Genomic DNA, 11893 nt, shown 5'->3' with positions numbered 1-11893 from the left:
AGACGAAATCATAAACGACCGTGTCCTTGTTCTTGATGGAGCAATGGGAACGATGATTGGAGCTGTATTGGGAAAGGTGGGAAACAGTGACGAGCTGAACCTGACTCGTCCAGAGATAGTGAGCGAGATTCATCGCAAATATCTGGCAGCTGGTGCCGACATCATATCAACCAATACGTTCAGCAGCCAGCGTATTTCCCAAGCTGATTATAATCTACAGGACAAAGCATGGGAGATGGCTTGTCGTGGAGCAAAATTGGCTCGCGAGGAGGCAGATAAATTCAGCAAAGAAGAAAAGCCAAGATTTGTGGCAGGATCTATAGGACCTACCAATAAAACACTTTCAATGAGTCCTGATGTCAGCAATCCTGCTATGCGCGATATTACCTATGATGAGCTGCTGGAGGCTTATATGGAACAGGCTGATGGGCTGATGGAGGGTGGAGTAGATGCTCTGCTGATTGAAACTATCTTTGATACTCTGAATGCAAAATGCGCCATAGATGCCTGTAATCGTGTGATGTTGAAACGTAATCAGGAACTCCCTATTATGTTGTCGGTAACGGTGAGCGATTTGGCAGGACGCACGCTATCTGGACAAACACTCGATGCCTTTTTGGCCAGTGTTAGTACATACAAGATATTCTCTATAGGACTGAACTGCTCGTTTGGTGCTACACAAATGAAACCATTTATCCGTGAGTTGGCTCAAAAAGCACCTTATTACATCAGTTGCTACCCCAATGCCGGACTACCTAATGCTCTAGGTCTGTATGATGAGACAGCCGAGAGTATGGCTCCCAAGATGGGTGAATTGGTAGACGAAGGAATAGTAAATATCATTGGTGGTTGTTGTGGTACTACCGATGAGTTTATACGTCTCTATCAACCACTGGTTGAAGGCAAAAAGCCTCATCAGATTGCTGAAAAGCCAAAAACCATGTGGCTTTCGGGCTTGGAACTTCTTGCTCCTTTAGAAAACACATTCACTAATGTAGGAGAAAGATGTAACGTTGCTGGTTCTCGAAAATTCCTGCGACTGATAAAGGAGAAGAAATACAACGAAGCTCTGAGCATTGCTCGTAAACAGGTGAGTGATGGTGCATTGGTTATCGATGTAAACATGGATGATGGACTGCTTGATGCGAAGCAGGAGATGGCAACATTCCTGAATATGATTGCTGCTGAGCCTGATATAGCCAAGGTGCCAGTGATGATTGATTCATCTAACTGGGATGTGATACAAGCAGGTCTTAAATGTGTTCAAGGCAAGAGCATTGTCAACTCAATATCGCTGAAAGAGGGTGAGCAGAAGTTTGTTGAGCATGCTGAAGATGTGATGCGATACGGTGCAGCTGTAGTGGTGATGTGTTTTGATGAAGAAGGTCAGGCCACAACCTATGAGCGACGCATTGAGATAGCCCAACGTGCCTATAAGATACTGACTGAAAAGGTGGGCATGAATCCACGCGACATCATTTTCGATCCCAATGTACTTGCTATAGCAACAGGTATGGAGGAGCATGATGCTTATGCGCTTGACTTTATACGCGCTACAGAATGGATACATCATAACCTGCCAGGAGCACATGTTAGTGGAGGTGTGAGTAACCTGAGTTTCTCGTTCCGTGGTAATAACTATATCCGTGAGGCGATGCATGCCGTATTCCTCTATCACGCTATTCAGGTTGGTATGGATTTCGGTATTGTAAATCCTTCTACCAAAGTTACTTATGCTGATATTCCTGCAGAAGAACTTAAGGTGATAGAAGACGTTGTCCTGAATCGTCGCAAAGGAGCATCAGAAGATTTAATAGAACTGGCAGGAAAGATTCTTGCTGAGGAATTGGCCAAGAAGGAAGCTGGTGCAGTATCTGGTTCTACTACATCAGAAACGGATGATAGAAGTAAATCGCCTGTGGAAGAGAGATTGGCTCAGGCATTGATTAAGGGTGATAGTACCTTTCTTGAAGATGACTTAAAAGAGGCTTTGGGAAATTTTCCACATGCGGTAGACATCATCGAGGGGCCTCTGATGGCAGGAATGAATAAGGTTGGTACCTTGTTTGGCGAAGGAAAGATGTTTCTACCGCAAGTCGTTAAAACGGCCCGCACCATGAAACAGGCTGTAGATATTCTTCAGCCATATATCGAAGCGGAGAAAACAGAGAGTACCACATCTGCAGGAAAAGTGCTGCTAGCTACCGTAAAAGGCGATGTGCACGATATCGGGAAAAACATCGTCAGCGTTGTAATGGCATGTAACGGCTATGATGTAATAGATATGGGAGTAATGGTGCCTGCTGATCAGATTGTACGTAAAGCCAAAGAGGAGAACGTAGATATGATAGGTCTGAGTGGACTGATAACACCCAGTCTTGAGGAGATGGTAAATGTGGCCGAAGAGTTGAAAAAGGCTGGTATGGATTTGCCCATCATGATAGGTGGTGCTACAACTAGTGAGTTGCATGTGGCATTGAAGATTGCTCCTGTATATGGCGGTCCGGTGGTGTGGATGAAGGATGCGTCCCAGAATGCACTTGTAGCTCAGAAGTTAATGGCCGACAAGGAGGCTGTGGAGCACGAATTAGATGAGAAATATGACATTCTGCGCGAGGAATATAAGCAGGAACAGACTAAGATAGTATCGTTGGAAGAAGCAAGAAAGAATAAACCAAAATATGAAGAATAAACTGATTTTAATGGCTGTCGCCCTGATGATGGCGACGACAATGAATGCTCAGAAGCGAGAGATGCGTGGAGCATGGATACAATGTGTTAATGGACAGTTCCAGAACCTGGGTACAAAGAAGATGCAGGAGACGCTGACCTACCAGCTTAACGAACTGCAGAAGGACGGCGTGAACGTCATTATGTTTCAGGTGCGTCCAGAGTGTGATGCGCTCTATGAGAGTAAGATAGAGCCTTGGAGCCGATTCCTGACAGGCGTACAGGGTAAGGCTCCCTCCCCATATTGGGATCCCTTGCAGTGGATGATCGATGAGTGCCATAAGCGAGGTATGGAGCTTCACGCATGGATTAACCCATTCCGTGCTAAGACCAAGGGTACTACAGTACTATCAAATAGTCATATAGCCATCCGTAAGCCATCAAGTTGTTTTGCTTATGACGAATTGTTTATTCTGAATCCGGGAATGCAGGAAAATCGCGACTATATCTGTCAGGTAGCTCAGGACATTGTGAGCCGCTATGATGTAGACGGCATACACATGGACGATTATTTCTATCCATATCCTGTTAAGGGACAGACCATTCCTGACGATGAGTTGTTTCACGATCATTCCAATGGTATTAAGGACCAGAACGATTGGCGCCGATATAACGTAAACCTGTTTATCGAGCAGTTTTATAAAGCAATCCATGATGTCAAGCCTTGGGTAAAAGTCGGCATCTCGCCATTTGGTATCTATCGTAATAAAAAGAGTTCGCCTGCAGGTAGTGATACCAACGGCACTCAGAACTATGACGATCTCTATGCCGACATTCTGCTGTGGGTTAACAATGGATGGTTAGATTACTGCGTGCCTCAGCTGTATTGGGAGATTGGTAATAAAGCTGCTGATTACGCTACACTGATTAAGTGGTGGAGCCAGCATGCTTCAGCCCGTCCGCTGGTAATAGGTGAGGATGTTGAGCGCACTGTGAAGTATGCTGATCCGCAGAATGCGAATCGCCATCAGTTGGCTGCAAAGATGAATTTACATCGCACTTATCCTACTGTTAAGGGAACCGTATTATGGTATGCAAAGGCTGCAGTTGACAATGTGGGCAACTATGGTACATCGCTGCGTGAGGTTTACTGGAAGAACAAAACACTGCAGCCCGATATGAGCTTTATCAGCAACAAGGCTCCTAAGAAGGTGAAGAAGCTGGCTCCCGTCTGGACAGAGGATGGATACATTCTGTTCTGGACGCCATCAAACGGCAAGCATTGGGATACACAGTCGGTGAAATATGTGATTTACCGCTTTGCTAAGGGTGAGAAGGTGAATCTCGATGATGCTTCGAAGATTGTGACCATCACAGACCAGTTCTTCTACAAACTGCCTTATGAGCGAGGCACTGAGAAATTTACCTATGTGGTAACTGCCTTGAACCGCATTCAGAACGAGAGCAAGCCTGTTTCGAAGAAGATTAAGTTATAATCCTTAGGAGGAATATCAAGATGAAAGGAGTTTTTGGTGTGATAGTGGCAATGATGCTGTTGGCTGCTTGTGGTGGCAGGAGCATGAGTGCTGAGGAGATGCAGCGAAAGCTGGACAGTATCCAAAAGATAGAGGTTGCTGAGCGATTGGCGGCTCAAGGTATTAATCTTGAGAAATCCGACAATCCCTTGAAGCTGTTCTACGACAGTTTGGCATTATTGCCACTACCAATTGCTTATTCCGATGAGTTTGTAAGATATCTGCCAAACTTTAAACCTGTGCCTCAGGATATTGCCAAGGCGTTGGAATTGGAAGGTAATGGAAAACAGAAAGCCATATCATTATCTGAGTCGCTAGGTGCACGATTGATGATTCTTGCTGCTGATGAAGGAGTGGCAGATGATGACGAAGATGGAACAGAAAGATATTCATTATGGCTTTATTCGCTCGATAATGATTATCTTCCTGTAGATAAAATCTGTCTATATGCGATAGAAGATGAGGAAGATTATGACTTATTCGATGAGGAAGAGTTACTTCAATACTTCACCATTACTAGCGACTACGAAATACACTTGATGGATTATTCGAAGGAAAAGCACAAAACGCGCACAGATGAGGTTTACACGCTTGATGCATCGCGTAATTTCCTATTGCAGAAAAGTGAAGAGTTGGATGATTAATCCTCAAGAAGTTTTTTAAGGAAATCATTAAGATCCTCATCAAGTCCTTGCATCAAATCTGGGTCGATAATCACAGTCTCGTCATCAACCAGATAAAGCTCGGCAATAGATTCTTTCTCGTCATTCTCAAGAACGAACGAGAATGGCTTGAGAATTGACATGTTTTCTATAGTGTCCTTCATCTTGTCAAGACACTTGCGGAAAATACTAGGGATCTCATCGAAGAAGTTATCGTCCGTATTATCAATCCATTCCTCAATAATGCAACGGTTTATCTCCTCATCATTATCATCGAAAGCCATTAGTTCACCAGTATCCTGAGTAACTCGGAAATGGATGTCGGTCATAACGTTAGCCTCCTCTGATGGAGGGAATTTGTCGGCTATCTTGCGGATAGCACGTTCGATTTGCTGGAATGTCAGTTCGGTTGTCTTCATCTTCTTTTTATTCTTAATCCGGCGCAAAAGTATAAAAAAACTTTTGTAATTGCAAACGATTACGATTATTTTTACGAAAAAACCGCTATTTCGCTTGTTTTATTAGTTTGTTTTTCGTACCTTTGCAAAATGTAAAGTCTACTTGACAAATTGATGAGTAATAAGATATCACATTCAGGAGTAATACATAGTATTAAGGATGGTTGCATCAAAGTGCAAATCGTTCAGACCTCGGCTTGTGCGGCATGCAAGGTGGCTAACCACTGTCGCTCGACTTTGTCGCTTGGCTCGTCCAAGAATGCAGCCGAATCAAAGGTAAAAATGGTAGATGTCTTTGGTGCTGATACAAAAAGATATAAGGTAGGGCAGCAGGTAACAGTTTGGGCATCGAAAGATGTTGCTAATCAAGCACTGTTATTAGGCTTTGGTGTTCCTTTCCTTATATTAATATGTGTACTGATGGTAGCCTTAAAACTGACAGATAGCGAGGGCGTGGCAGCCCTTACAGCGTTAGGTTCGCTGGTACCATATTATTCGGCGCTGTGGCTGATGCGTGATAAGATTCAACAACGTATATCATTTAACTTAGATAATTAATAAAAAGTAGTAACTAAAACAAATAGAGGAAATTATGAATTTTATCTTGATTGCTGTAATTGTACTTGGAACTATCGGATTGATAGCTGCCATTGTGCTTTTTGCTGCCTCCAAGAAGTTCGCTGTTTATGAGGATCCTCGTATTGCCCAGGTTGGCGAATTACTTCCTGGAGCCAATTGTGGAGGATGTGGTTTCCCTGGTTGTAGCGGTATGGCTGATGCACTTGTAAAAGGTGCTGATGCTGGTAGCCTTGACGGACTGATGTGTCCTGTAGGTGGAGCTGAGACTATGGGAAAGGTGGCCGACTTGTTGGGAATGGCTATTGCTAATACTGAGCCCATGGTGGCTGTAGTAAGATGTAACGGAACATGTGAGCATCGAGCCAAGATTGCTGAATATGCCGGATTGCGCACCTGTGCAGCGATGCATGCTTGTGGTGCCGGTGAGACAGCTTGTGGTTTTGGCTGTCTTGGATGTGGCGATTGCGTAGCTGCATGTCAGTTTGGTGCTATCAGTATTAATCCAGCAACAGGTATTCCTGAAGTCGACGATGAGAAGTGTACCTCATGCGGCGCTTGTGTCAAGGCTTGTCCACGAAACATCATCGAACTCCGTAAGAAGGGACCGAAGAACAGACGTGTGTTTGTATCGTGTGTAAATAAGGACAAGGGGCCTGCAGCTATGAAGGCTTGTGCAGTCAGCTGTATCGGATGTGGAAAGTGTGAGAAGGAATGTCCTTTCGGTGCTATCACCGTTGAGAACAACCTGGCTTACATCGACCATCAGAAGTGCCGCTTGTGTCGCAAGTGTGTAGCCGTTTGCCCTAAGAAGGCTATTGTTGCAGTTAATTTCCCGGTAAGTAAAGCTAGTACAACTAGTATGTCTAGTACAACTAGTTCATCTAGTGAGACTAGTGAAACTAGTGAAAGAAAGGAGGAACAGGCATGAAGATAAAGACATTTAGTATGGGTGGTATTCACCCTGAAGAGAATAAGCTGACTCACGAGGTGCCTACGATTGTGGCCGAGTTGCCCAAGCAGGCTATCTTCCCATTGAGTCAGCATATCGGTGCGCCTGCTAAGCCTGTAGTTGCCAAGGGCGACAAGGTAAAGGTAGGCACTCTGATTGCCGAGGCTGGCGGATTTGTTTCTGCACCAATCTTCTCGTCAGTGAGCGGAACGGTGTTCAAGATTGATACCGCTATCGATGCCACAGGCTATCGTAAGCCCGTTATTATCATTAATGTAGAGGGCGATGAGTGGGAAGAGAGTATCGACCGCTCTAACAAACTTGAGTTGGTTGAAAATCATCCCGATCTGACACCAGAGGAGATTGTGAACCGTATCAAGAATGCCGGTGTAGTAGGTATGGGTGGTGCTTGTTTCCCCACATTCATCAAACTGACACCTCCTCCTACAGCTAAGGCCGAGTGTGTGATTATTAACGCTGTAGAGTGTGAGCCATATATCACAGCCGACTATCGCCTGATGATGGAACGTTCCGATGAGATTCTGGTTGGTCTCGAGCTGCTGATGATGGGCGCTAAGGTAACCAAGGGTTATATAGGTATTGAGACCAACAAACCCGCTGCTATCGAGCTGCTCACAGAAAAATGTGCCAAGAAGTTTAGCGGTACTAAGTATCAGGTAGAGGTTGTACCTTTGAAGCAGCGTTATCCACAGGGAGGTGAGAAACAGTTGGTTGATGCTGTCATTCAGCGTCAGGTTCCAGCGCCTCCTGCTATTCCTGTTAATGTGGGCGCTATTGTTCAGAACGTAGGAACGGCCTTTGCCGTTTACGAGGCTGTGATGAAGAATAAGCCGCTGTTTGAGCGCTATACCACTGTTACAGGTAAGAAGCTGACTAACCCTGGCAACTTCCAGGTGCGCATGGGTACACCGATGAAGAATCTGATTGATGCCTGTGGTGGTATGCCTGAGGGCGACAATAAGCTGTTGGCTGGCGGACCTATGATGGGTAAGGCACTTACCAGTACAGAGGTGCCCATCTGTAAGGGAACTAACTCTGTTACCATCATCAGCGATGACGAGGCTCGCCGCAAGGAACCACAGCCTTGTATCCGTTGCGCTAAGTGTGTAGGCGTTTGTCCTATGGGATTGGAGCCTTACCTGTTGGCTAAACTCTCAGAGGTTAAGAACTGGGAGCGTGCTGAGAGCGAGGATATCACCAGCTGTATCGAGTGTGGCTCTTGTCACTATACTTGTCCGGCATATCGTCCGCTTCTGGATAACATCCGCTTGGGAAAAGCCACAGTGATGGGAATCATCCGCAGTCGTGCTGCCAAAAAATAGTCAAATTGTGAAATATTCAAATTGTAAAATAGTACAATGGGAAAGTTAATTGTTTCATTATCGCCACATGCCCACAGCCGCGATTCTATCGAACGCAACATGTATGGTGTCATCATCGCATTGATGCCTGCGCTGCTTGCTTCCTTCTATTTCTTTGGCTTGGGTTCGGTTATTGTTACTGTAACGAGTGTTGCAGCCTGCTGCTTCTTTGAGTGGGCTATCTGTAAATACATTCTGAAGAAGGAGAGCACCTTGCGCGATGGATCGGCTATTATCACTGGTCTGCTCCTGGCGTTCAACCTGCCTTCAAACCTGCCTATCTGGATTATCCTGATTGGTGCGCTGTTTGCTATCGGCGTTGCTAAGATGACGTTTGGTGGTCTGGGTAATAACATCTTCAACCCTGCGTTGGTGGGTCGTGCTGCTTTGTTGGTGGCATTCCCTGCACAGATGACTACATGGCCAAAGATTGGTCAGTGGGATACTTATCTCGACGCAGAGACTGGAGCTACTCCGCTTTCTATTGTTAGCTCAGCTATCAGAACCGGCGATGTTTCGGTTCTCGACCAGTTGCCTTCATCATTCGAGCTTTTCTTAGGTTCAAGTTCTGGTGGCGCTGGCGCTATGGGAGAGATTTGTGGATTAGCCCTGCTGTTTGGTTTGGCATTCATGCTTTATAACCGTATCATCACCTGGCATATTCCTGTATCAATTATGGGTACAGCGTTCGTATTCTCAGGTTTGTTGCATCTGGCTAATCCTGTTTATCCCGATCCTGTCTCGGTATTACTTACTGGAGGTTTGTTGCTGGGTGCCATTTTTATGGCTACCGACTATGTAACCAGTCCTATGACTCCAAAGGGACAGCTCATCTATGGTGTTGCTATCGGATTCCTCACTGTAGTTATCCGTAACTGGGGCGCTTATCCTGAGGGCATGTCGTTCGCTATTCTCATCATGAATGCGTTCACGCCACTCATCAACAATTATGTTAAACCAAAGAGATTCGGGGAGGTTGCAAAATGAAGAAGTTAGAATCATCATTACTGAATATGGTGCTGGTACTTACATCGGTAGCAGTCATCATGGGTGGTATCCTGGCCTTCGTCAATCATCTTACCGAGGGTCCTATCAGCGAACAGAAGGCTAAGGCTCTGGCCGATGGTATCAAAGAGGTTTTGGTGTGCGATGACCTGACGGTAACAGCCACCGATACCGTTAAGCAGACCGATGCCAAGGGTAAGGAACTCGTTTACATTATCTATCAGACCAAGGATGCCAAAGGCAACGAGCTTGGTGCTGCCGTAGAGAGCACCACTGGTGGCTTTGGTGGCGATCTGAAAGTGTTGGTAGGTTTCGATCCCGAAGGAAAGATTCTAGGTTACACGCTGCTGGAACATGCAGAGACACCAGGACTTGGTGCTAAGGCCGACAAGTGGTTCCAAAAGGGCGAGAAGGGCGATATTATCGGCAAGTCGCCAGCTGAACCTCTCACTGTATCAAAGGATGGCGGAAAGGTTGATGCAATCACCGCTTCGACTATTACCAGTCGCGCCTTCCTGTTAGCTGTCAACAATGCTTATAACGCTTTCAAGGCCGCTTCATCAACAGATGGTGAGACTGGCGCTACACAAAAAGTGAAAAGTGAATAGTGAAAAGTGAATAGTTTTATGAACGCAATACAGATTATTAAGAATGGCATCATTAAGGAGAACCCCACGTTCGTCCTGATGCTGGGTATGTGTCCTACGTTGGCCACAACCACCTCTGCCATGAATGGTATGTCTATGGGACTTGCCACTATGGCGGTACTTATTTGCACAAACTTTGTTATCAGCTGCCTCAAGTCAGTCACTCCCGATAAGGTTCGCATTCCAGTATTCATCGTGGTGATTGCTGCCTTTGTAACAATCCTCCAGATGGTTATCAAGGCGTATCTGCCCGATGTCGATAAATCGCTTGGATTGTTTATCCCGCTGATTGTGGTAAACTGTGTTATCTTGGGTCGTGCTGAGGCTTTTGCTGCTAAGAACTCACCCGTTGCCTCTTTGTTCGATGGTATCGGTATCGGACTTGGTTTTACCGTAGGCCTTACGCTTCTGGGCATCTGCCGTGAGTTGCTTGGTGCAGGCTCTATCTTTGGTCTAACCCTTCTGCCTGAGACTTACAACATTCTGTTGTTTGTTCTCCCTCCAGGAGCATTCATCACTTTGGGATTCCTTATTGCAATTGTAAACAAAATCAAATAGTGGGAATGAAAAGGAAGTTAAAAAGGAAGTTATCGCTTCTCTTTATATTCCCTTTAACTTCAAGAATTTATGGAATACATTTTGATTTTCATCAGTGCCATTTTTGTGAACAACATCGTGTTGTCGCAGTTCTTAGGCATTTGTCCTTTCCTTGGCGTATCTAAGAAGATTGATACCTCGCTGGGTATGTCGGCAGCTGTAGCTTTTGTGTTGACACTTGCCACCATCGTTACCTGGCTAGTTCAGAAATATGTGCTCGATGCCTTTGGCTTGCAGTATCTGCAGACCATCGCCTTCATTCTGGTCATCGCATCGCTGGTGCAGTTGGTCGAGATTGTTTTGAAGAAGGTTTCTCCCGCGCTTTATCAGGCTCTGGGAATCTTCCTGCCACTTATCACCACTAACTGTGCTGTGCTCGGTGTAGCTATCTTGGTTATCCAGAAAGATTACAACCTGTTGCAGAGTGTGGTTTACGCCTTTTCTACTGCCATCGGTTTCGGTTTGGCTCTGACTGTGTTTGCAGGCATGCGTGAACAGCTCGAGCTGGTAAAGATTCCTAAGGGCATGCAGGGAATGGCTATCGTGATGCTCTCGGCTGGTCTGCTCAGTCTGGCATTCATGGGCTTCTCGGGTGTCGATGGAGGCTTGAAGCTCCTCTTCGGATTGGATTAAATAACTACTGAATACTAAAAAGAGTCCGAACTATTTTGTAGTTCGGGCTTTTTTGTTTATCTTTGTGCCCAAATTAAATCTTATTATTAAAATGAAGATTGGAGATAAAGTGAGATTCTTGAGCGAGGTTGGCGGCGGAAAAGTGGCTGGCTTCCAGGGAAAGAATATTGTATTGGTAGAAGACGAAGACGGCTTCCAGATGCCGATGCTGATAAACGAGGTGGTGGTAGTAGGCGAAGAAAGCTATGAGACCACTCGTATGGTAGAGATTAAGAATCAGGCCCGTCAGGCAGCCGAGGAGGAAGAAGAGCCCGAGATAGAGCCTGCCGATCGTCCGATTACTTTTAAAGCTAAACCTGAGGAACGTAAGGGTGGCGACAAGCTGAGTGCTTTCCTTGCCTTTGTGCCAATGGAAATCAAAGAACTGTCGCAGAGTCGTTTCGAAACCTATCTGGTTAATGATTCCAACTACTATCTGCGCTATGTGTATATGACTGCCGAAGGCAGCGCTTGGAAGCTTCGTGCCGAGGGCGAGATTGAGCCCAACTGTAAGGAGTTTATCGAGGAGTTCGGTCGTGAAGATCTGAATGATCTGGAACATTGCTGCATCCAACTCATGGCCTACAAGCGTGATAAGCATTATCTGCTCAAGTCGCCCGTTAACGCTCAGGTGCGTGTAGATACCGTGAAGTTCTACAAACTGCATGCCTTCCGCGAGAACGATTTCTTTGAGCAGCCAGCTCTTATTTATACTTTGATTGAAAACGATGTTCAAA

11 protein-coding genes and 1 pseudogene are annotated in these 11893 nt (G+C 45.6%); 11 read left to right on the top strand and 1 reads right to left on the bottom strand.

The genetic code is table 11. From position 1 onward, the window contains the following. Positions 1-43 precede the first annotated feature (43 nt). From metH to BUB86_RS10380, 3 genes are read left to right on the top strand one after another with little or no spacing between them, the layout of a single operon-like run. The gene (gene metH, locus BUB86_RS10390) at positions 44-2692 is read left to right on the top strand and encodes a methionine synthase (RefSeq protein WP_410543942.1); all 2649 of its coding nucleotides are present in this window, start codon (positions 44-46) and stop codon (positions 2690-2692) included. After that, positions 2682-4166, top strand: coding sequence for a glycoside hydrolase family 10 protein (locus BUB86_RS10385; RefSeq protein ID WP_073209153.1), 1485 nt, complete (start codon positions 2682-2684; stop codon positions 4164-4166). The genes metH and BUB86_RS10385 overlap by 11 nt, the downstream gene beginning before the upstream one ends. Before the next feature lie 20 nt (positions 4167-4186). After that, positions 4187-4849, top strand: a complete 663-nt coding sequence (locus BUB86_RS10380) for a hypothetical protein (RefSeq protein WP_073209151.1) — start codon at positions 4187-4189, stop codon at positions 4847-4849. On the opposite strand, the gene BUB86_RS10375 is transcribed toward BUB86_RS10380, so the two are convergent. Further along, on the bottom strand, positions 4846-5286 hold the full coding sequence (locus BUB86_RS10375) for a hypothetical protein (protein ID WP_073209347.1): 441 nt from the start codon (positions 5284-5286) through the stop codon (positions 4846-4848). The two genes, BUB86_RS10380 and BUB86_RS10375, sit on opposite strands and share 4 nt — an antisense overlap. Before the next feature lie 153 nt (positions 5287-5439). On the opposite strand from BUB86_RS10375, the gene BUB86_RS10370 reads away from it, so the two are divergent. From BUB86_RS10370 to BUB86_RS10335, 8 genes and pseudogenes are all read left to right on the top strand, one after another. Continuing rightward, positions 5440-5883: a SoxR reducing system RseC family protein gene (locus BUB86_RS10370; protein WP_073209149.1), complete on the top strand. Its 444-nt coding sequence runs from the start codon at positions 5440-5442 to the stop codon at positions 5881-5883. Positions 5884-5917: 34 nt separating this feature from the next. Next, the gene (locus tag BUB86_RS10365; protein WP_073209147.1) at positions 5918-6832 is read left to right on the top strand and encodes a Fe-S cluster domain-containing protein; all 915 of its coding nucleotides are present in this window, start codon (positions 5918-5920) and stop codon (positions 6830-6832) included. Continuing rightward, on the top strand, positions 6829-8196 hold the full coding sequence (gene rsxC / locus BUB86_RS10360) for an electron transport complex subunit RsxC (RefSeq protein ID WP_073209145.1): 1368 nt from the start codon (positions 6829-6831) through the stop codon (positions 8194-8196). The genes BUB86_RS10365 and rsxC overlap by 4 nt, the downstream gene beginning before the upstream one ends. Positions 8197-8232: 36 nt before the next feature. Continuing rightward, complete coding sequence (locus tag BUB86_RS10355) at positions 8233-9222, top strand: RnfABCDGE type electron transport complex subunit D (protein ID WP_073209143.1); 990 nt, start codon at positions 8233-8235, stop codon at positions 9220-9222. After that, positions 9219-9848 carry an RnfABCDGE type electron transport complex subunit G gene (locus BUB86_RS10350; RefSeq protein WP_073209141.1) on the top strand — a complete coding sequence of 210 codons (630 nt, stop codon included), beginning with the start codon at positions 9219-9221 and terminating at the stop codon, positions 9846-9848. Before BUB86_RS10355 ends, BUB86_RS10350 begins: the two co-directional genes overlap by 4 nt. Before the next feature lie 18 nt (positions 9849-9866). Continuing rightward, positions 9867-10445 carry an electron transport complex subunit RsxE gene (gene rsxE, locus BUB86_RS10345; RefSeq protein WP_073209139.1) on the top strand — a complete coding sequence of 193 codons (579 nt, stop codon included), beginning with the start codon at positions 9867-9869 and terminating at the stop codon, positions 10443-10445. A gap of 69 nt (positions 10446-10514) precedes the next feature. Continuing rightward, positions 10515-11117, top strand: coding sequence for an electron transport complex subunit RsxA (gene rsxA / locus BUB86_RS10340; protein WP_073209137.1), 603 nt, complete (start codon positions 10515-10517; stop codon positions 11115-11117). Positions 11118-11208: 91 nt separating this feature from the next. Next, positions 11209-11886 (top strand): annotated as a pseudogene (locus tag BUB86_RS10335) (DUF2027 domain-containing protein); the annotation flags it as partial. Positions 11887-11893 lie beyond the last annotated feature (7 nt).

The sequence above is a fragment of the Xylanibacter ruminicola genome, assembly GCF_900142525.1.
Taxonomy (GTDB): domain Bacteria; phylum Bacteroidota; class Bacteroidia; order Bacteroidales; family Bacteroidaceae; genus Prevotella; species Prevotella ruminicola_A.
This window is presented reverse-complemented; position numbering and strand designations above follow the sequence as displayed.